The 19,513-nt window shown below is 69.7% G+C and carries 24 protein-coding genes; 11 read left to right on the forward strand and 13 right to left on the reverse strand.

Going from position 1 to position 19,513, the window contains the following annotated elements; all coding sequences use genetic code 11:
- The first annotated feature begins 57 nt into the window (after positions 1-57).
- Both ABZT17_RS29935 and ABZT17_RS29940 read left to right on the forward strand, forming a co-directional pair.
- A complete protein-coding gene (locus ABZT17_RS29935; protein WP_356353233.1) occupies positions 58-1,290 on the forward strand; it encodes an AAA family ATPase in 1,233 nt (410 codons plus the stop codon).
- The gene (locus tag ABZT17_RS29940) at positions 1,274-1,876 is read left to right on the forward strand and encodes a DUF4276 family protein (RefSeq protein WP_356353235.1); all 603 of its coding nucleotides are present in this window, start codon (positions 1,274-1,276) and stop codon (positions 1,874-1,876) included. The genes ABZT17_RS29935 and ABZT17_RS29940 overlap by 17 nt, the downstream gene beginning before the upstream one ends.
- Before the next feature lie 20 nt (positions 1,877-1,896).
- Here ABZT17_RS29940 and ABZT17_RS29945 read toward each other — a convergent pair whose 3' ends face one another.
- From ABZT17_RS29945 to ABZT17_RS29970, 6 genes are all read right to left on the reverse strand, one after another.
- Entirely contained in the window at positions 1,897-3,330 is a 1,434-nt protein-coding gene (locus ABZT17_RS29945) for a HAMP domain-containing sensor histidine kinase (RefSeq protein ID WP_356353237.1), read from the reverse strand.
- A complete protein-coding gene (locus tag ABZT17_RS29950) occupies positions 3,327-4,061 on the reverse strand; it encodes a response regulator transcription factor (RefSeq protein WP_356353239.1) in 735 nt (244 codons plus the stop codon). Before ABZT17_RS29950 ends, ABZT17_RS29945 begins: the two co-directional genes overlap by 4 nt.
- A gap of 78 nt (positions 4,062-4,139) precedes the next feature.
- Positions 4,140-4,346: a hypothetical protein gene (locus ABZT17_RS29955; protein WP_356353241.1), complete on the reverse strand. Its 207-nt coding sequence runs from the start codon at positions 4,344-4,346 to the stop codon at positions 4,140-4,142.
- Positions 4,347-4,374: 28 nt separating this feature from the next.
- Entirely contained in the window at positions 4,375-5,517 is a 1,143-nt protein-coding gene (locus ABZT17_RS29960) for a trypsin-like peptidase domain-containing protein (protein ID WP_356353243.1), read from the reverse strand.
- Between the two features lie 146 nt (positions 5,518-5,663).
- Complete coding sequence (locus ABZT17_RS29965; protein ID WP_356353244.1) at positions 5,664-6,686, reverse strand: LacI family DNA-binding transcriptional regulator; 1,023 nt, start codon at positions 6,684-6,686, stop codon at positions 5,664-5,666.
- Between the two features lie 97 nt (positions 6,687-6,783).
- On the reverse strand, positions 6,784-7,563 hold the full coding sequence (locus ABZT17_RS29970; protein WP_356353246.1) for a response regulator transcription factor: 780 nt from the start codon (positions 7,561-7,563) through the stop codon (positions 6,784-6,786).
- Positions 7,564-7,744: 181 nt separating this feature from the next.
- Between ABZT17_RS29970 and ABZT17_RS29975 the strand changes: the two genes are divergently transcribed.
- The 3 genes from ABZT17_RS29975 to ABZT17_RS29985 are packed head-to-tail and all read left to right on the forward strand — an operon-like array spanning position 7,745 to position 9,998.
- Positions 7,745-8,626, forward strand: a complete 882-nt coding sequence (locus tag ABZT17_RS29975) for an alpha/beta fold hydrolase (RefSeq protein ID WP_356353248.1) — start codon at positions 7,745-7,747, stop codon at positions 8,624-8,626.
- A gap of 59 nt (positions 8,627-8,685) precedes the next feature.
- Positions 8,686-8,940, forward strand: a complete 255-nt coding sequence (locus tag ABZT17_RS29980) for a MoaD/ThiS family protein (RefSeq protein WP_356353250.1) — start codon at positions 8,686-8,688, stop codon at positions 8,938-8,940.
- Between the two features lie 2 nt (positions 8,941-8,942).
- Positions 8,943-9,998, forward strand: coding sequence for a hypothetical protein (locus tag ABZT17_RS29985; RefSeq protein ID WP_356353252.1), 1,056 nt, complete (start codon positions 8,943-8,945; stop codon positions 9,996-9,998).
- A gap of 160 nt (positions 9,999-10,158) precedes the next feature.
- Here the strand turns inward: ABZT17_RS29985 and ABZT17_RS29990 are convergent, their stop codons facing one another.
- The 6 genes from ABZT17_RS29990 to ABZT17_RS30015 all read right to left on the reverse strand — a co-directional run bounded on the left by ABZT17_RS29990 (position 10,159) and on the right by ABZT17_RS30015 (position 13,437).
- Positions 10,159-10,419: a DUF3099 domain-containing protein gene (locus ABZT17_RS29990; RefSeq protein WP_356353254.1), complete on the reverse strand. Its 261-nt coding sequence runs from the start codon at positions 10,417-10,419 to the stop codon at positions 10,159-10,161.
- 73 nt (positions 10,420-10,492) lie between these two features.
- Positions 10,493-10,783: a DUF1416 domain-containing protein gene (locus ABZT17_RS29995; protein ID WP_126393189.1), complete on the reverse strand. Its 291-nt coding sequence runs from the start codon at positions 10,781-10,783 to the stop codon at positions 10,493-10,495.
- A gap of 68 nt (positions 10,784-10,851) precedes the next feature.
- Positions 10,852-11,691, reverse strand: a complete 840-nt coding sequence (locus tag ABZT17_RS30000; protein WP_356353256.1) for a sulfurtransferase — start codon at positions 11,689-11,691, stop codon at positions 10,852-10,854.
- A 116-nt stretch (positions 11,692-11,807) separates the two neighbouring features.
- On the reverse strand, positions 11,808-11,888 hold the full coding sequence (locus ABZT17_RS30005) for an Ms5788A family Cys-rich leader peptide (RefSeq protein ID WP_350751515.1): 81 nt from the start codon (positions 11,886-11,888) through the stop codon (positions 11,808-11,810).
- A 192-nt stretch (positions 11,889-12,080) separates the two neighbouring features.
- Positions 12,081-12,833, reverse strand: coding sequence for a DUF2993 domain-containing protein (locus ABZT17_RS30010; RefSeq protein ID WP_356353258.1), 753 nt, complete (start codon positions 12,831-12,833; stop codon positions 12,081-12,083).
- A 241-nt stretch (positions 12,834-13,074) separates the two neighbouring features.
- A complete protein-coding gene (locus ABZT17_RS30015) occupies positions 13,075-13,437 on the reverse strand; it encodes a DsrE family protein (protein WP_356353260.1) in 363 nt (120 codons plus the stop codon).
- A gap of 103 nt (positions 13,438-13,540) precedes the next feature.
- On the opposite strand from ABZT17_RS30015, the gene ABZT17_RS30020 reads away from it, so the two are divergent.
- From ABZT17_RS30020 to ABZT17_RS30045, 6 genes are all read left to right on the forward strand, one after another.
- On the forward strand, positions 13,541-14,317 hold the full coding sequence (locus ABZT17_RS30020) for a hypothetical protein (RefSeq protein ID WP_356353262.1): 777 nt from the start codon (positions 13,541-13,543) through the stop codon (positions 14,315-14,317).
- A gap of 902 nt (positions 14,318-15,219) precedes the next feature.
- Entirely contained in the window at positions 15,220-15,870 is a 651-nt protein-coding gene (locus ABZT17_RS30025; protein ID WP_356353264.1) for a hypothetical protein, read from the forward strand.
- Positions 15,867-16,781 (forward strand): hypothetical protein, encoded by a 915-nt coding sequence (locus ABZT17_RS30030; protein WP_356353266.1) that lies wholly within the window; start codon positions 15,867-15,869, stop codon positions 16,779-16,781. Before ABZT17_RS30025 ends, ABZT17_RS30030 begins: the two co-directional genes overlap by 4 nt.
- A 245-nt stretch (positions 16,782-17,026) precedes the next feature.
- Complete coding sequence (locus ABZT17_RS30035; RefSeq protein ID WP_356353268.1) at positions 17,027-17,602, forward strand: FABP family protein; 576 nt, start codon at positions 17,027-17,029, stop codon at positions 17,600-17,602.
- A 16-nt stretch (positions 17,603-17,618) separates the two neighbouring features.
- Complete coding sequence (locus ABZT17_RS30040) at positions 17,619-18,056, forward strand: transcriptional repressor (RefSeq protein WP_356353269.1); 438 nt, start codon at positions 17,619-17,621, stop codon at positions 18,054-18,056.
- A 10-nt stretch (positions 18,057-18,066) separates the two neighbouring features.
- A complete protein-coding gene (locus tag ABZT17_RS30045) occupies positions 18,067-19,032 on the forward strand; it encodes a folate-binding protein (protein WP_356353271.1) in 966 nt (321 codons plus the stop codon).
- 48 nt (positions 19,033-19,080) lie between these two features.
- Here ABZT17_RS30045 and dtd read toward each other — a convergent pair whose 3' ends face one another.
- The gene (gene dtd, locus ABZT17_RS30050) at positions 19,081-19,506 is read right to left on the reverse strand and encodes a D-aminoacyl-tRNA deacylase (protein ID WP_356353273.1); all 426 of its coding nucleotides are present in this window, start codon (positions 19,504-19,506) and stop codon (positions 19,081-19,083) included.
- Positions 19,507-19,513: the final 7 nt, after the last annotated feature.

The raw sequence follows: 19,513 nt of genomic DNA on the forward strand, positions 1-19,513 counted from the left end.
GGCGTCTACTGTGGGGATGCACCCGTTTCGTGGGCCTGTGGCGCGTGAGGAGCATCGGTGATCACCCGGATCGAGATCGACGGCTTCAAGACGTTCGAGGACTTCTCACTCGACGTGTCGCCGTTCCTCGTGCTGCTGGGCGCGAACGGCTCGGGCAAGTCCAACCTGCTGGAGGCCGTGGCACTGCTCGGTCGGCTGGTGAAGGATCCGCGAGGTCAGACGCTGGTTCGGTACGCCAGGCGGGGCGGGGCCCGGGAGCTGTTTCGGAGAGGGCCAGAGGGCGGCCTGGTTGACGCGATGCGGCTGAGTGCGAACGTCCTGGTGCGGACCCCGCTCGGTGCGGCGCATGTGAGGGTCGAAATGACCATCGACACGCAAGGGGCATCCGAAACGTTGGCCGTCCAGGGGCGTTTCACATGTCTCGGCAGCGAGGGACTCGAACTGCCACGAGCGGTAGCCGAACAGATCGACCGCAATGCCACCCGGGTGCTCCGGGGGGATCCGGACCCGGTGGCGGAAAACCAGGCGCAGCGAGCGGTGTTCGGCGCAGTGAGAGAAGCCGTCGCGGGATGGCGCATCCTGGACCTTCAGCCCGAGGCGATGCGCCGTCCCTCCGACGCGTACGACTCCGACCCTCTTGCGGAGGACGGCAGTAACCTCGGCGCAGTGCTCGGCAGGCTGTGGGAGGGGAAACCGGAGGGAAAGGCCGGTTTCGAGGCGGACGTCGCAGCGGTTCTTCCCGAGGTCCGGAAGATCGATGTGGCCCGGGATGTGGAACGGGGCCAGTGGGACATCTGGATCCGGCACAGGAATGAGCCGAAGATGCCCCCGCAGGTCGTCTCCGGCGGAACGCTTCGTCTGCTCGGGTTGCTCGCCGCGGCTCACGACCCCGTCCACTCTGGTGTGCTGATGCTGGAAGAACCAGAGAACGGACTGCACCCGAGTCGTGTGCCGAGACTTCTGGAGAGGTTGAGAGAGCGGGCCACGGATCTGAGGCGGTCCGAACCGCAGGAATGGGAATGGTACGGGGGTGTCGGAAGGGGTGACAGCGACGGCCTTCATCAGATCCTCGTGACCTCTCACTCCCCGGTGGTCCTCTCCTCCCTTCTCGACAAGGCATCTCACGACGTGGTCTTCCTCGACACGGTCACCCGCCTGGGCGGCGGGCAGTCGCCGACCAGGCTCACCCGTGCCCGCAAAGTTGCCGGATCCGGCGAGCGCGGCACGTACGTCACCCCCATGGAGGTACGCCAGTACCTGAACCCGGTGGGGTATGAGCATGGGGCTTAGATACCTCAGTATCGCGTTGCTCACCGAGGGACTCAGCGACCAGTGGTTTCTGCTGCCGCTGATCAACCGTCAGGTCGAGGCGCTGGTGTCGGAGTCCGGGGAGGGTTTCCTCTTCGACACCACCAGGCCGGGCGAGCGTCTTACTGTCGAACCCCGTGATCGCGTTGTCTCGGAAGTCGAGGCGCTGCTGGAACACTTCGACCTCGTGGTCGTTCACCACGATCACAACGAACGAGGGAAGATCGACTCCGTACGAGCCGCGCTGCGCGAGCCTCAAGCCCGTGAACGAGTCGTGGGGATCATTCCTGTCCGGGAGACCGAGGCCTGGATGCTCGCCGATCCCGCCGCCCTGCCGACGGGGCCTGAGGCGGCAGTGCGACAGCTGATCAATTCACCGCGCGAGGTCGAGAAGGTCGCAGATCCCAAGAAGACTCTGGCAGAGGCGTTCGGTCCACGACACCGGCCCGAGTTCGACTTTGATCTGCTGGGACAGCGTGTGTCTCTGAAGGTGCTCCAGCGGGTTCCCGCATACGAACGCTGGGTCGGCGACCTGCGTACGGCCTTGGAGCGCCTGCACTTTCTGTGAGGTTCTTGGATCACAGACCCCTACGGCACCTCGGGCGGAGGTGTCGGTGCCCCCGGTAGGCGTACGGTCGCGATCGTGCCGCCGCCCGGTGCGCGGGCCAGGGTGACCTCGCCGCCCGCCTGCTCGACGGTACGGGCGACGATCGACAGGCCGAGGCCCGAGCCGGGGAGGGCGCGGGCGCTGGGGGAGCGCCAGAAGCGGTCGAAGACGTGCGGGAGTTCGTCCTCGGGGATGCCGGGGCCGTGGTCGCGGACGGTGAGGGTGCCGCGGTCCAGCTGGACGTCGATCGTGCCGCTGTCGGGGCTGAACTTCACCGCGTTGTCGAGGATGTTGACGATCGCCCGCTCCAGGGCGGACGGCTCCGCGCGAACGTACCAGGGCTGGAGGTCGGCGGTGATCGTCAGCTCGGGGCCGCGCAGCCGGGCCCGGCGCAGGGCCGCCTCGACCGTGTCCCGCAGCGACACCACCTGCACACGCTCGCCCCGCTGCCCCTGCGACCGCGACAGCTCCTGCAAGTCGCCGATCAGGGACGCCAGTTCGGTCATCTGCGCCTTCACCGAGGCGAGGAGCGCCTTGCGGTCCGCCGGGGGGATCGGGCGGCCCGTCTCCTCGCTGCGGGTGAGGAGTTCGATGTTGGTACGGAGGGAGGTGAGGGGGGTGCGGAGTTCGTGGCCGGCGTCCGCGATCAACTGCTGCTGCAGCTCACGGGAGTTGGCCAGGGAGGTCGTCATCGAGTTGAAGGAGCGGGAGAGCCGGGCCACCTCGTCCTCGGCGTCCTCCTCCACCGGGATGCGGATGCTCAGATCCTCGGTGCGGGCCACGTGCTCGACGGCCTCGGTGAGCTTGTCGACGGGACGGAGACCGGCCCGCGCGACCGCGAGCCCGGCGGCGCCGGCACCGAGGACTCCGACACCGGAGACGAGGAGGAGGATCAGGGCGAGTTCGTTGAGGGTGGACTGGGTTCCCTTGAGGGGGACCGCGAGCTGCAGGGCGACCCCTTGCCCGTCGTTCTGGTCGACACCGAGGTACAGGGTCATCACACGGACGGCGTTGCCCTTCTTGTCGGTGCCGTTGCGGACGTCCCCCCGGAGGAACTTCGCCGACTTGATCACGTCCTTGTCGGAGTCGGTGACCTTGACCGTGCTCGGAGAGTTCGGGTCGACGCAGGGGGCGCCGCTCTCCTTGATCGCCTGGACGTAGTCGTTGCGGCCGGGATAGTTCGGGGTGTTCTCCTGCGGGGTCTGCGTGCACCTCTGCAGGAGTTGATTGACCGTGCCGGGTCTGCGCGCCATGTCGTTGAGGTCGCTGTTGAGCTGGGCGTACAGCTTTCCCTGGACGATGAACCAGCACGTGACCGCCACCGCCGCCACCGCGAACGCCACCGCCGCCGCGACCAGCATCGCCAGGCGGGACCGGATCGGCAGGGTCTGGAAGCGGCGCAGTACCTTCCTCACTCCGCCCCACCCTGCCGCAGCACGTACCCCACACCCCGGACCGTGTGCACGAGCCGCGGCTCGCCGCCCGCCTCGGTCTTGCGGCGCAGATACATCACGTACACGTCCAGCGAGTTGGACGACGGCTCGAAGTCGAAGCCCCACACCGCCTTCAGGATCTGCTCACGGGTCAGCACCTGGCGCGGGTGCGCCATGAACATCTCCAGCAGGGTGAACTCGGTACGGGTCAGCTCCACCGGCCGCCCGCCTCGCGTCACCTCCCGCGTCGCGAGATCCATCCGCAGGTCGCCGAAGTTCAGCGCCTCGTTCTCCTCGGCGGCGGCACCCGCGGCGGCCGCGTACGAGCTGCGCCGCAGCAGCGCGCGGACGCGGGCGAAGAGTTCGTCCAGTTCGAAGGGCTTGACCAGGTAGTCGTCGGCCCCGGCGTCGAGACCCGTGACCCGGTCACCGACCGTGTCCCGCGCCGTCAGCATCAGGATCGGCGTGGTGTCGCCCGCGCCGCGGATACGGCGGGCGGCGGTGAGACCGTCCATGCGGGGCATCTGGATGTCGAGGACGACCAGGTCGGGCCGGTAGGCGGTCGCCTTCTCCAGGGCGTCCGCGCCGTCCACCGCGACCTCGGTCTCGTACCCCTCGAAGGCGAGGCTGCGCTGGAGTGCTTCACGGACCGCCGGCTCGTCGTCGACGATCAGGATGCGCTGGGTGTCACGGTCGCCTTCGGCGGGGCTCATGGTCTTCGGTTCCTCGATGCGGTGGGACGAACAGGGGCTGAGCGAGCTCGGCGTGCTGAAGGCCTTCAGCCTCGCACATCAGCCCCGCATCGCCGTCAGCCTGCTCAGGGGCACCTTGCGGTGGTGCGGGTGGGCGGCGGTGGTGCGCAGCCCCATCAGCTGCGGGGCCACCTCGGGGGCCCGGTCCGCCACGAGCGGCGCGTGCAGCTCGTACGCCACTTCGAGGGCCAGGGCGAAGCCGGCCGGGCCGGCGCCGGCGACGGTGTGGGAAACCTGCTGGATCATGACGTACTCCCTGCTCGTGCGGTGCGGCTCAGCTGGTGGAACCCGACCGCAGCTTCGCCAGGTCGGCCTTGACGGTGTTGATCGGGATGGCGAAGCCGAGGCCGATGCTGCCGGCGTCGGAGGAACCGGAGGACGAGGACGAACTGGCCGAGTACATCGCGGAGTTGATGCCGATGATGTTCCCGCCGGCGTCGATCAGCGCGCCGCCCGAGTTGCCGGGGTTGAGCGAGGCGTCCGTCTGGATCGCCTTGTACGTGGTCGTCGAGGACCCCGTGTCGCCGTTGAACTGCTGGCCGCCGAAGGAGAACGGCCACCGGCCGCCACCGCCGCCGCCCTGGCCCTGGCTCTCGTCCGTCGAGACGGTCACATCGCGGTTCAGGGCCGAGACGATGCCGCTGGTGACGGTGCCGGACAGGCCTTCGGGGGAGCCGATCGCCACGACCGTGTCACCGACCTGGACGCCCGAGGAGTTGCCGAGGGAAGCCACCGTCAGTCCGGACGCGCCCTCCAGCTTGAGCAGCGCGAGATCCTTCTTGCTGTCGGTGCCGACCACCTTCGCGGTGTACGACTTCCCGTTGCTGGTCGTCACCTTGATCGACTGGGCGCCGGAGATGACGTGGTTGTTGGTGACGATCTCGCCGTCGCTGGTGATGATCACACCGGAGCCGGTGGACGAGCCGTCGCTGAGCGTCGCGCTGACCTCGACCACGCTGGGGCTGACGGCCGCGGCGATGGCGGCGACGTCGCCCTTCTTGCTGGACGGCACCACATTGGTGGTGGTCGAACTGGTGGCGACGGTGTCGTTGCCGGTCAGCTCCTGGAAGGCGTAGGCCGTGCCGCCGCCTATCGCCGCGGCCACGATCGCCACGGCGGCCAGCAGGGCGATGGGGCCCCGGGTCCGCTTCTTCTCGGCCGGTCCGGCCCCGGGGGCCGCCTCGCCCGGCACGGTGGCCTGCACGGCCGTACCGCCACCGTTTCCGCCGTCACCGTGGAAACCGCCACCGGCGGCGACCGCGACCGGCTCCACCGGCTGCGGAACGGGCTGCTGCTGCGCCGGCCGGTACGCCGGCGGAGGCGGCCACTCGGGGTTCACGGGCGAGGAGGCGTACTGCTGCTGGTCGCCCTGGTACGGGTTCTCGTACTCGCCGCTGCGGCGGAAGCTCTCGGTCATGCCACTGAGCTTCGCCCCCGACCATGAGAGCTTCCTGAGTGCCCGCTGAGAAGCCCGGCAGAACCTCGTATGCCCGATATAAAGGCCTTACTCGTGGATCGAGGGCCCTTCTCAGCCGGACCTCATGTACATGCCTTCATACCCCGCTACTCGCAGCCGCAGGACCTTCGCGTCACCAATCTCGACGGAAACACCTTCAACCGCTCCCGGCGGGCGCCCGCGACCCGTACCCCGTCGTCCAGCACCAGATCCACCGCGGCCCTGGCCATGGCGGGCCGGTCGGACGCGACGGTCGTCATCGGCGGATCCGTCAGCGCCGCTTCCTTGATGTCGTCGAACCCGGTGACGGCCAGCTCCCCCGGCACATCGATCCGCAGCTCCCGCGCCGCCCGCAGCACACCGATCGCCTGGTCGTCGGTGGAGCAGAAGATCGCCGGCGGCCGCCGGGGCCCGCCGAGGATCTCCAGCGCTATCCGGTACGCGTCATAACGGTTGTACGGCGCCTCGAACAAGCGGCCCTCGGTCGGCTTCCCGGCCTCCTCCATCGCCCGTCGCCAGCCCTCGACGTGGTCGGAGACGGGGTCGCCCACGGCGGGCGTCTCGGCCGTACCGCCCATACAGGCGACGTAGTCGTAGCCGTGGCGCAGCAGATGCTCGACGGCCAGCCGCGCACCGCCCAGGTCGTCCGTCACCACGGCGACGTCGTCGATGGCCTCGGGCCGCTCGTGCAGAAGCACCACCCGGGCGTCCCAGGCCTCTATCTCCGCGGCCGCCTGGTCGTTCAGCGCGTGGCTGACGAGGATGAGTCCGGAGACCCGCATGCCGAGGAAGGCGCGCAGATAGTGGACCTCGCGCTCGCTGACGTAGTCGGTGTTGCCGACCAGCACCATCTTCCCGCGCTCGGACGCGGCCTGCTCGACCGCGTGGGCCATCTCGCCGAAGAAGGGCTGGCGCGCGTCCGGGATGATCAGGCCTATGAGGTCCGTCCGTCGGGACGCCATCGCCTGGGCGACCCGGTCCGGCCGGTACCCCAGCTCCTTGATCGCGGCGAGGACACGCTCGCGCGTGGCCGGGGCGACCGGCCGGGGTCCGTTGTTGATGACATAGCTGACCACCGCGGTGGAAGTCCCCGCCAGTCGCGCCACATCATCCCGAGTCACCTTGGCCACGCGCGGAGTCTACGCGGATATACCCGCTCCGGGCAGGGCGTACAGAAGCTTCCCTCGGTACCGCATGTGCGGAAGCAATGCCCTGCCCGGGCGCCCTTTATGCCTCCGCCGGTACCTCGGCGACGTCCAGGGCGGCGGACTCGTCCACATCCTCCGTGTTTGCCCGATCCGCCTTGGCCTTGACCTCGTCGGCGACCCGGTCCGCCTTCTCGGGAGTAACGAATCGATAACCGACGTTCCGGACGGTCCCGATCAGTGACTCGTGCTCGGGGCCGAGCTTGGCGCGCAGACGCCGTACGTGCACATCGACCGTACGGGTGCCGCCGAAGTAGTCGTAGCCCCAGACCTCCTGCAGCAGCTGCGCGCGCGTGAAGACGCGGCCCGGGTGCTGGGCGAGGTACTTGAGGAGCTCGAACTCCTTGAAGGTGAGGTCGAGGACGCGGCCCTTGAGCTTCGCGCTGTAGGTCGCCTCGTCGACCGACAGGTCGCCGTTGCGGATCTCCATGGGGGAGTCGTCGTTGACGATCTGCTGGCGGCCCATGGCCAGCCGCAGGCGCGCCTCGACCTCGGCGGGGCCCGCCGTGTCGAGCAGTACGTCGTCGATGCCCCAGTCGGCGGTGACGGCCGCGAGGCCGCCTTCCGTCACGACCAGGATGAGCGGACAGCCGGGGCCGGTGGAGCGCAGCAGCTGGCAGAGGCTGCGGACCTGTGGCAGGTCACGGCGGCCGTCGATGAGGATGACGTCGGCACCTGGGGTGTCGACGAGTGCGGGGCCTTCCGCCGGTGCCACGCGCACGTTGTGCAGCAGCAGGCCGAGGGCCGGCAGTACCTCCGTCGACGGCTGGAGGGCATTGGTCAGGAGCAGCAGAGAACTCATACGTCGGTTCCTCCTCGGTCCCTGCGAGGACGTGTGCGGTGTATCACCTGCTCTGCGATCCCGAAGGCCCCGTACACCAGCGGTCACCTGGAGTTTCCCGCTTCGTATACAACGCTTCCGAAAGCACAAAAGGACCCGGGGGCTACGCTGCCCGAGTCCTCTGCCCAGCAGAATAGCCCACATGAGCACTGGTCCGGCAGGTCATGTGGCCCGTTCCACCCGTATTCCGAACTCTGAGACGATCAGACGCACACCTTTGCGGACGTTTCTCCACACCGACGACGGGGTGACGATCGATTCCGTATACGACCCGGGCTCCGCCGTATACGACGCCTCCGCGCCATCTGCCGTTGATCTCGTGTTCGTTCTGGCCCACGGCTTCACCGGCGATGTGGACAAGCCCCATGTCCGCCGGGTCGTCGAGGCGTTCGCCCAGTACGGGGCCGTGGTCAGCTTCTCCTTCCGCGGCCACGGCGCCTCCGGCGGGCGCTCGACGGTCGGCGACAAGGAGGTCCTCGATCTGGCCGCGGCCGTCCGCTGGGCCCGCTCGCTCGGGCACGCGCGCGTGGCGACCGTCGGCTTCTCGATGGGCGGGTCCGTGGTGCTGCGGCACGCGGCGCTCCACCGCGCCGGCGGCGCCGACGGCTCGGGGCGCGAGGGGCGCACGGATGCGGGCACGGACGCGGTGGTTTCGGTGAGTGCACCGGCCCGCTGGTACTACCGGGGCACGGCCCCTATGCGCAAGCTCCACTGGCTGGTGACGCGCCCGGAAGGCCGACTGGTGGGCCGCTACGGCTTCGGTACGAGGATCCACCACCGGGAGTGGAATCCGGTCCCGCTGTCCCCGGTGGAGGCGGTGCCCCGGATCGCCCCGACTCCGCTGCTGATCGTGCATGGCGACCGGGACGGCTACTTCCCGGTCGACCACCCCCGGATGCTGGCCGCGGCCGCCGGTGAGCACGGCGAACTCTGGCTGGAGGGAGGTATGGGCCACGCGGAACACGCGGCGACGGACGAGCTGCTGGCCCGCATCGGGAACTGGGCTGTCGGCCGGGCGGGCTAGCCTGACGGAACACAGGGGCGCACCGCGATGGTGCGCGCCGCCGATCGATCGAGGAACGGATGCCAAAGGTCACGGTGCGTTACTGGGCCGCCGCGAAGGCCGCGGCCGGGGTCGCCGAGGAGCCGTACGACGCGGTCACCCTCGCGGAGGCCCTCGACGCCGTGCGCGCGCGACACCCCGGGGAACTGACCCGGGTGCTGCGGCGATGCTCGTTCCTCATCGACGGTGACCCTGTCGGGACCCGCGGTCATGAGACGGTACGGCTGGCCGACGGCGGCACGGTCGAGGTGCTCCCGCCGTTCGCAGGAGGGTGAGGATGACCGAGCAGCCGTACCAGAACCAGTACCAGCAGGGCTACGACCCACAGCCACAGGGCTACGACCCGCAGTGGCAGCAGACCTACGACGACCCGTACGCCGCCCAGCAGCACACGCAGCAGTGGCAGGGGCAGACATGGGAGACGCAGGTGCACTCACCGGTGCAGGGTGTGGAGACCGGGTATCTGCCACCACAGCCCTACCAAGCACCCCAGTCATCCCAGACGCCCCAGCCGCCTCAGGCACCCGGCGTCGACGGCACCGGCTACGGTCCGGCGACCCTCGGGGGCAACTCCCGGATCACCGACGCCCAGCGGGCCCGACTGGAGGGCCGTTCCCCGGTCATCGAGCCGGGCATGCAGCCGGCCGCGCTCACCGCACTGCTCGGCCTGCTCCTCTCCGGTACGGCGGCGGTCGGCTCGTACGCCCTGCTCGTACCGCTCGTCGTCCTCCAGGCCGTCACCGCGGCGGGCTGGTTCCGGCTGAACGGCATGTGGCCGGCCCGGCAGGGCATCGCGCTGGCGTTCCTCGGGGCGCTGGCCGCGGATGCCGCGCTGCTGGTGGCCGGTCGTGGGCACGGGCCGGCGGCCATCCTCGGCACCCTCGGAGTCTGGGTACTGCTCTCGCTCGTCCTGCAGCTGCGCTCGCACGCCGACCCGGACGAGCGGATGTACGGCCTGATGGCCACGGTCGCCTCGGCGGCGCTGGCGATCGTGGCGGCGGGATACCTCGCGGCCGACCCGGACGCGGTGACGGTCGGCGCGGCGGCGGTCGCGGTGGCGGTCCTGGCTCGCGCGCTCCCGCTGCCGACCCCGGCGTCCGTCGTGGTCTCCGTGCTCGCCGCGGCGGGCGCGGGCATCGCGGTGGGCGGCCTGACCGACTTCGGCGCCAAGGGCGCCCTCCTGGGCGCGACCGCGGCGGCCTGCGCCCTGATCGGCCACCGGGTGGCGAGCTACGACTACCCGTCCAGGTTCGTCCACTTCACAGCAGGCGTCGCGCTCCCCCTCGCATCAGCGGCCCCTGCCCTCTGGCTACTGGGACGCGCTCTGGGCTGAGGCCCCTGATCCGCGCCGACGCACTCAGAGCCCTCCGCCACCGGCCGCGCGGCCTCGCCGTCCAGGACGAGCGGGTGTCTGGGGGGCGTGGGCCCCCAGAGGCACGGCGCCTTGCGGGGCGCTCGCTGTGACGCCGGTCAGCGAGGTACCCGGTATCACGTCACCTCGGGCGTTTCTTGCCGTCCAGTTCGTCCCACCATTCGTCGGACTTGGGGTCGCCGGACGGGTCGTCCCACCAGCGGTCGTCGGGGCCGCGACGGTTCGCCACCATGGCGGCGAACGGCGGGATGACCATGGCGACCACGCACATCGCCACAGCCGCCGGAACCGACCAGATCCGCACGACTCCCCAGGCCAGGACGAACAGCGTGATACAGGTGCCCATCATGGCGAAATAGACGTGACGCCGACGTGCCAGCATTCCTCCAGGGTAGGGCCGGGCACGGCGAAGGGCCGCACCTGGTGAGGTGCGGCCCTTCGACGGTGCCGGGTGGTCAGACCGCGATGGCGACCTCGGCGAGGGCGCCCTTCTCGGCCACGACGACCGTGCGGTCGGCCGTGCCGCCGGGGATCAGGGCGCGGACGGTCCAGGTGCCCTCGGCCGCGTAGAAGCGGAACTGGCCCGTCGCCGAGGTCGGGACCTCGGCGGTGAACTCGCCGGTCGAGTCCAGCAGACGCACGTAGCCCGTCACCGGCTCGCCGTCCTTGGTCACCTGACCCTGGATCGTGGTCTCACCGGGCTTGATCGTCGAGGCGTCCGGGCCGCCGGCCTTCGCTCCACACATGTCTTTCTCCAGATTCAGAGGGGTCTGACCGGAAGGAAGGCCGGTCGGGAATTGCGAACGGGTTGGGCTTACTTGTTGGCGCCGAGCTCGATCGGGACGCCGACCAGGCTGCCGTACTCGGTCCAGGAGCCGTCGTAGTTCTTGACGTTCTCCACGCCCAGCAGCTCGTGCAGGACGAACCAGGTCAGGGCCGAGCGCTCACCGATGCGGCAGTAGGCGATGGTGTCCTTGGCCAGGTCCACCTGCTCCTCGGCGTAGAGCTCCTTGAGCTCGTCGTCCGACTTGAAGGTGCCGTCGTCGTTGGCGTTCTTCGACCACGGGATGTTGCGGGCGGACGGGACGTGACCCGGACGCTGCGACTGCTCCTGCGGCAGGTGGGCCGGGGCGAGCAGCTTGCCGGAGAACTCGTCGGGGGAACGCACGTCGACGAGGTTCTGCGAACCGATCGCCGCCACGACGTCGTCGCGGAAGGCGCGGATCGCGGTGTTCTGCGGCTTGGCCTTGTAGGTGGTCTCGGTGCGCTCCGGGACCTCCTCGACCAGCTCGCGGGCGTCCAGCTCCCACTTCTTGCGGCCACCGTCGAGCAGCTTGACGTTCTCGTGGCCGTACAGCTTGAAGTACCAGTACGCGTACGACGCGAACCAGTTGTTGTTGCCGCCGTAGAGGATCACCAGCGTGTCGTTGGCGATGCCCTTCGTCGACAGGAGCTTCTCGAAGCCCTCCTGGTCGATGAAGTCGCGGCGGACCGGGTCCTGAAGGTCCTTGGTCCAGTCGATGCGGATCGCGTTGCGGATGTGGTTCTTCTCGTAGGCGGACGTGTCCTCGTCCACCTCCACGATCGCGATCTCGGGGTTGTCCAGGTTGTCCTGGACCCAGTCGGCGTCGACCAGGACGTCGCTGCGGCTCATGCTCTTTCTCCTCCGGGGCAGTTGCGGCGGGGCGTGCGGAGTGCCTCCGGCGGTTGCACCGGAGCACACGGGTGCCCTTGGCAGGGCGGCGGGAATGCGGAAGGCGACGCCTCCGCTCAGAAGGGGCGACAGAGCATGGCGGCGACGCGGCACAGGTCGACTGCCCGCCGCTTCGTGAGATCCGCCTGTCGCTTCATATCGACGATCGTAGGGAGGGACAGCGGGGCGTGTCACCGGCGTGTCGAATGGTGAGACGCGATCGTCCGTTTAATGAGACGGAGCGGGCCCGGGGTGCATGACCATACGCCCTCCGGGCACGTATGTCCGTCATCACATCTGCGGTACGGACGTCACCGTCTCGCCCTTCGGACGATCCGCCGGTCCTCGGTCTACCCCGCGAGCCTGACGTTCGAACCCTTCACCGTGATCTCCACACCGTTCTTCGCGGCGCGCACACTGTCCAGCTTCACACCGCCCGGCAGCTGGTCGATGGTCTGCTGGAAGTCGGTGATCGCGCGGATGCGGGAGTCGGCGAGGTCGACGACCAGCTTGGGCAGGTTGTCCGCGTGCACCTGCACCCTGTCGCCGTCCACGGTCACCGTCGACAGCACGGGGTACGTCTGCGAGGCGCCGGCGACGGAGACCTTGATGTCGACCCTGATCTTGCCGTTGCCGCCGTCCGAGAGACCCACCACCTGCGCCCTGACGCCCGGGAAGATGTCCGTCGGCTCGGACTTTGCCGCCTTCAGCAGCTCGTCGTAGGCGATGGTGGCCGTGCCGGTCGCGGTGTCGGCGGTCGCGGAGCTGTAGTCGCCGGAGAAGGAGACGCCCTTCATGTCGGCCCTGAGATCGTCGATACGGATGCTCCTGGCGCCGCTCGCGCCGCTGCCCGCGGTGCCGGTCGCGGCGGTGGCCACGTAGTCCTTGATGCTGACCACGACGTCGTCGAGCCTGCCGGAGGCCACCTGGGTGAGGAACGGGAAGCCCTTGATGTCCACGTCCGGGGTCGAGGCCAGGTCCTCGGTGGTGCGCACCTTGTCCGCCGCCTCGTTCTCGGCGAAGTGGACCGCGACCCGGTCCGCGATCACGAAGAGGCCGCCCAGGATCACGACGACGATCAGAAGTATTCGCAGGGCGCGCATACGGTGTCCCCCACCTTGGCGGTTGTTCGACGAGGCCGGTGGCCCGACCTCCGGCGAGGCCGGCCACTGACGACCGGGTGGCCGCCTGGCGCGAGAGTAACCCTGTGCCGTACACCGATCACCGGATTGTCGATCACCTGTGACAGGACTCAGGAAGAGCGCTTACGTGATTCGGTACGGGGGCGGGGGCGGGGGCGGGGGCGGGGGCAGGGCAAGGGACTGGGACGGGTGGTCACGTGACTCAGTACACGAGCGCCTGCGTGTCGTCCCCGAGTGCCTCCTGTACGAACACCTGTGCACCGGCGATCCGTACGCCTTCGATGACGTCCTTCTCCGTGATGTCCCGGCGGGCCGCGCACTGGGTGCAGAGGGTGACCTTGCCGCCCGTGAGCAGCGAGTCGAGGAGGTCCGGCAGCGGGGCCGCGTGCGGCAGTTCGAACTCGGCGGCCCTGCCCGGCAGGGCGAACCACGCGGACTCGCCGGTCAGCCACAGGGAGACGTCGACGCCGCTGGCCACGGCCACCGCCGCCACCGTGAACGCCTGCGAACACCGCTCGGGGGCATCGGCCCCCGCCGTCACCTTGATCACGAGCTTCTTCGCCATGGCCGAATCGTAATCAACTCCCTTACAACTCGGGGTGTTGGCCATGAGTCACCTGTGGAGCGCGCATACGGAATGCGCGCTTCACGTTTCATGGGGGAACGTCTTGGAAGTACCCGAAGAGGTGACGGACAAGCCGGTTGCGGAGGTTGCGCCGGATACGTCCGTCACGCCCGGACGCCGACGCCGCGGCCGTACCGCCCTGCTGATCGCCGGGGCCGCGGTCCTCGGCGTCGTGGCCGGCACCTGCACCGGCTATCTGATCCAGGCCGACCGCGAGCCGACCCGGCTGCCCTCGCTCTCCCAGCCGGCGCTGGCCCAGACGAAGGGCAGGGGGCCCGAGCCGCTGTCCGCCGCGCAGGACCGCCAGGTGAGGGTCGACGGCGATCTGCGCAAGCTGCTGGTCCGCAAGCCGAGCGGGACGAAGAAGGCGGACTGGCTGTCCGAGGACGGCTGGATGGACCTGGCCGAATACGCCAAGAGCTACACGAAGCCGGCCACGATGTTCAACAGCCTCATCCATGACGAGCTCCGCAGGGTGGCCGTCACCGGCTGGGAGACCGGCGGCAACCGGACCGTGGAGATCCATCTGGTCCAGTACCGCCAGCAGGAGTCGCTGGAGGCCGGCGACTCCAGCGACAACGGCGAGTACTGGGCCGAGAAGACGGCCGGCACCGACAGCTGGTCCATCCCCGGCACCGGCAGCGGCAGGGCGTACGTCCACAAGCGCCCCGAGACCAAGGCCGGCTATCTGCCGCTGTACAGCGCGGAGGCTTTCGCGTACCGCGGCGACATAACGATGGAGATCTACGTCTACGACACGAAGCCGATCCCCAAGGCGACGATCATGGACTTGGCCAAGCGCCAGATGGAGCGGCTGTGACAAACGACCAGACCGACCCACACCAGGACCCCGCCCCACCAACACCGACGCACCCACCCACGCCCGTGGAGGAGGCGGCGCCCGCGCTGGAGGGCACTTCCGCGGCCGAGGGTGCTTCCACGCCGGTGGCGGCGTCGGAGCCGATGCCCGCACCCGCGGAGGAGCCTGCGCTGGAGGGGGCGTCCGCGCCTGAGGCGGCTCCTGCGGCTGCTGGCGAACCTGGCCCTGCCCCTGCGTCTGAGGCAGCGTCCGCGCCTGCCCACGGACCGGGGCCCGCGCCCGCGTCTGAGGCAGCGTCTGCGGCTGTCGGCGAAGCCGGGCCCACGCCCGCGGCTCAGGAGGCGTCGGCGACTGCTCCCGGACCTGGGCCCGTACCCGGGCCGGAGGCCGTGTCCGGCGCTGAGGCAGCGCCTGCGCCGGAGCGAGTGTCCGCGCTGGAGGGGGTGCCCGCGCCTGAGGCGGCTCCTGTGGCTGCTGGCGAACCTGGCCCTGCCCCCGCGTCTGAGGCAGCGTCCGCGCCTGCCCACGGACCTGGGCCCGTACCCGGGCCGGAGGCCGTGTCCGCGTCTGAGGCGGGTTCTGCGCCTGCCGGTGAATCCGTGCCTGCCCGCGAACCCGCACCCGCGCTCGGGATCGCGCCCGTCTCCGGGCCCGCCCACATGCCCGTGGATGCGTCCACCGCCCCCGTGCCCGTGGATGCGTCCACCGCCCCCGTGCCCGCGGACCCGTTTGCCGCTCCCGGGCCCGTGGATCCGTCCGCCGTCCCCGTGTTCGCCGGCCCGTTTGGCGACTCCGTGGTGGGCGGTGAGGGACGTCGTAAGCGTGGGCGTATAGCCGGCGTTGCCTTTTCGGTGCTGTTGGCTGTGGCTGTTGTGGGGGGTGTCGGGTACACCGTCGTCACCGTGGACGGGGCCGACCGTGACGCCGGTGCCGCGGTCTGGAAGTTTCCCGAGACCAAGTCCGGCGACGCGACGAAGGCGTCCGTCAAGGGGCTGCCCGGGATGCTCGTGGCGTACGGCGACGGCTGGAAGCGTGGCCCGGACTTCGGGGAGTTCCCCGCCGACACCGAACTCAGCGGCGCCCAGGCCACCGCCCTGCGCAAGGAGTCGCTGCGGGGCCTGCCGCGCACCGAGCGCCGGCAGCTGGAGAAGCTGATCGACAAGCAGCACATCAAGGGCATGGCCATGCGCAGCTACGCCAAGGAGGCCGGCGGCTCCTTCTTCACGGACTCCGCCGTCGCCGTGAACATCGTGCTGTCCCAGATGGAGAACAGCTCCGACGTCCGGAAGATCTCGACGTCCCAGAACGCCTTCCTCGCCGGCCTGGACATCTTCCGCAAGGGCCCGCAGATCAAGGGTCACAAGGAAGCCGGCTGCTTCCTGCCGCCGAAGAACACCGACAAGGACCTCGACGCGATGTACTGCTCCGCCTACCGCGGAGACATCCTGATCACCGTCAGCGCCGACGGGGTCAAGCCGTTCGACAGCAAGGGCGTCGCGGAGCTCCTGAAGGACCAGCTCGACCGCGTCGCCGAGCCGGGGGAGGCCGTATGAGCGAGCAGACGGAGCAGACGGAGCAGACGGAGCAGACGGAGCAGACGGAGCAGACGGAGCAGGGGCTCGCCTTGCTTCCGGAAGCGGCCGCGCCGCCCCTGCCCGACGGGCCGCCGCTCCAGGCGGAGCCCCCGGCGCCGGCGGGCAGGAAGGACCGCCGGGTCCTGCGGGCCGTGCTGCGGTGGACCGCCGCCGTCACCGTGTTCGCGGCGGCCGGGGCGGGGACGGCGTACGGGATCACGGGTATGGAGCGGACCGACCTGCCCGGCCTGTCCACCCGGTCGGACGGGCGCTGGGACTACCCCACGATCGTCAAGCCGCCCCTGCCGTCCGGCAGCCCGGGGCCCTTCGACGAGGGGAACACGGCCGGCGCCCACTACGCCGATCTGCGCGCCCTCCTCCTGCCCGAGCCCAGGGGCGCGGTGGACGACAAGAAGCTGCACGGCACCGACGGCTGGCTGGAGACGAAGGACTTCCTGGCCGAGTACGCGCAGAAGGAGACCCGCGACACCCTGCGGCAGACACTCGTCGACGACGGTCTGCGGCACATCGCGGCCCGCGGCTGGACCACCGAGGACGGCACCCGCACCCGCGTCTACCTGCTGCAGTTCTCCACGGCGACGGTCGTCGACGGCCTGTTCACCAGCGAGGCCCCGCCCGACGGCCCGGCCGAGCAGCTGCGCGGCACCATCACCTCCGAGTTCGACAAGGACTTCCCGACCGACGCCCACGACTACAACGTCGACTACTCCGTCTACGTCGAGTCGACCCCGTACGGCGCCGAGCAGGACCGGCAGGCGTACCTGTCCGCCGGTGACGTCCTCGCGGTGATCGTGCAGTCCAGGAAGGGCTCGGCGAAGCCGGTGCCGTTCCGGCAGACGGTGGCCCTGCAGAGCCAGCTGCTGGGCTGACCACCGCCCGGGCGGCCCAGGGCGTCCCCCGGTCGCACCTCACTCAGAACCCCGGGCCCCGGCCGCGTAAGCTGGGGCCCGGCCCTGTGTACGTACAGCACCTCCGCTCAACAAGGAGCACGTCGTGGAGATCTTCTTCGAAACCCTGCTGGTCCTGGTCTGCGTGGGCGTTCTCGCCTTCGCCTACCTGACCGTGAAGAAGCTGTACCAGGGCCAGCGCTGACCACGTCTAGGAATATCCCCTCATGATCGAGATCCCGTCCGACCTCCACAAGGACCTCGTCCCGCTCGTCTTCCTGCTCGGCAACTGGGCAGGCGCGGGTGTGCACGACTTCCCCGGCGCCGAGAAGTGCAACTTCGGGCAGGAGGTCACCTTCTCCCACGACGGCCGGGACTTCCTGGAGTACCAGTCCCACACCTGGGTCCTGGACAACGACGGGAACAAGGTCCGCCCGCTGGAGTCCGAGCACGGCTTCTGGCGCGTCGACGCCGACCGCAAGGTCGAGGTCACCATGGTCCGCGACGACGGCGTCGTCGAGATCTGGTACGGCGAGCTGGCGGCCAAGAAGCCGCAGATCGACCTGGTCACGGACGCGGTGGCGCGCACCGCGGCCTCCGGCCCGTACACCGGCGGCAAGCGGCTCTACGGCTACGTCAACAGCGACCTGATGTGGGTCGGCGAGAAGCAGACCCCCGACGTCGAGCTGCGCCCCTACATGTCGGCCCATCTGAAGAAGGTCGTCACCCCGGAGGACGTCGAGCGCTGGGCAAAGGCCCTGCCGGACGACATGCCGGACGACGGGATCGCGTTCTTCAAGTAGTTCTAGACTCGTCGGTGTGGTGAGCACCGACTGGAAGAGCGACCTCAGGCAGCGCGGCTACCGACTGACGCCGCAGCGTCAGCTTGTCCTCGAAGCCGTGGACACCCTTGAGCACGGGACCCCCGACGACATCCTCACGGAAGTGAAGAAGACGGCGTCGGGGGTCAACATCTCCACGGTCTACCGGACCCTGGAGCTCCTGGAAGAGCTCGGGCTGGTCAGCCACGCCCACCTCGGGCACGGCGCCCCGACCTACCACCTGGCCGACCGCCACCACCACATCCACCTGGTCTGCCGGGACTGCGAGAACGTGATCGAGGCGGATGTCGCGGTGGCCTCCGACTTCACCGCGAAACTGCGGCGGGAGTTCGGCTTCGAGACGGACATGAAGCACTTCGCGATCTTCGGCAGGTGCCGCGACTGTTCCATGAAGACTTCAACTACCGAGTCGTAGGCTTGTGCCCATGAAGAGCCCCCTGCTGTCCCTGCCCGGCGCCGTCCCCGCCGAGGGCGTGGACGAAGGCGTAGCCGCCCACTACGGCGACCTGTTCCGTGAGCAGCGCGCCCTGGCCGACGGCACCGGCTTCGTCGACCTCTCGCACCGCGGTGTGATCACCGTCTCCGGCGAGGACCGGCTGAGCTGGCTGCACCTCCTGCTCACCCAGCACGTCAGCGACCTCCCCGTCGGCCGGTCCACCGAGGCCCTGATCCTCTCCGCCCACGGCCATATCGAGCACGCGCTGTACCTGGTCGACGACGGCTCCACGGTCTGGGCGCACATCGAGCCGGGGACCCAGGACGCGCTGCTCGCGTACCTGGAGTCGATGAAGTTCTTCTACCGGGTCGAAGTCGCCGACCGGACCGCCGAGTTCGGGGTCGTCCACCTCCCGGCCGGTTCGATCGCCGAGGTCCCCGAGGACGTCGTCGTACGCGAGACGCCGTACGGCCGTGATCTGTTCCTGCCCCGGGCCGACCTGGAGGCGTACGCCGAGAAGGCGGGCCCGCCGGCCGGGATCCTCGCCTACGAGGCCCTCCGCGTCGAGCACCACCGCCCCCGCCTCGGCTTCGAGACCGACCACCGCACCATCCCGCACGAGCTGGGCTGGATCGGCACGGCCGTGCATCTGCAGAAGGGCTGCTACCGCGGCCAGGAGACGGTCGCCCGCGTCCAGAACCTCGGCAAGCCCCCCCGCCGCCTGGTCTTCCTCCACCTGGACGGCAGCGAGGTCCACCTCCCCACCCCCGGCACCGAGATCCGCCTCGCCGACGAGGACCCCGACGGCCGCAAGATCGGCTTCATCACGACCTCCGTACGCCACCACGAGCTGGGCCCGGTCGCCCTGGCCCTGGTGAAGCGGAACGTGGCGGTGGACGCCAGGCTGGTGGCGGGGGAGACGGCGGCGGCGCAGGAGGTCGTCGTAGAACCGTAGAACCCTGGAACCGTAGAACCCTGGAACCGTGGGAGTTCTTCGGGTTCCTCAGATCTCCACGAGCACCGTGAACGGGCCGTCGTTCGTCAGCGAGACCCGCATCTTCGCGCCGAACCGGCCCGTCTCGACGGTCGCGCCGAGCGCCCGCAGCTGGGCGACGACCTCGTCGACGAGGGGCTCGGCGACATCGCCGGGGGCGGCCGCGTTCCAGGTGGGGCGGCGGCCCTTGCGCGCGTCGCCGTAGAGCGTGAACTGGCTGATGACGAGCAGCGGGGCGTCGATGTCGCTGCATGACTTCTCGTCGTTGAGCATGCGGATCGACCAGAGCTTGCGGGCGAGTTGGGCCGCCTTCTCCTTGGTGTCCTCGTGGGTGACCCCGACCAGGACGCACAGTCCCTCACCGGTGATCTCCCCGACCGTCTCGTCCTCCACGACGACGCTCGCGCCGTCGACCCTCTGCACCACTGCACGCATGTGCCCA

This window comes from Streptomyces sp. NPDC005648 (genome assembly GCF_040605395.1).
Classification (GTDB): domain Bacteria; phylum Actinomycetota; class Actinomycetes; order Streptomycetales; family Streptomycetaceae; genus Streptomyces.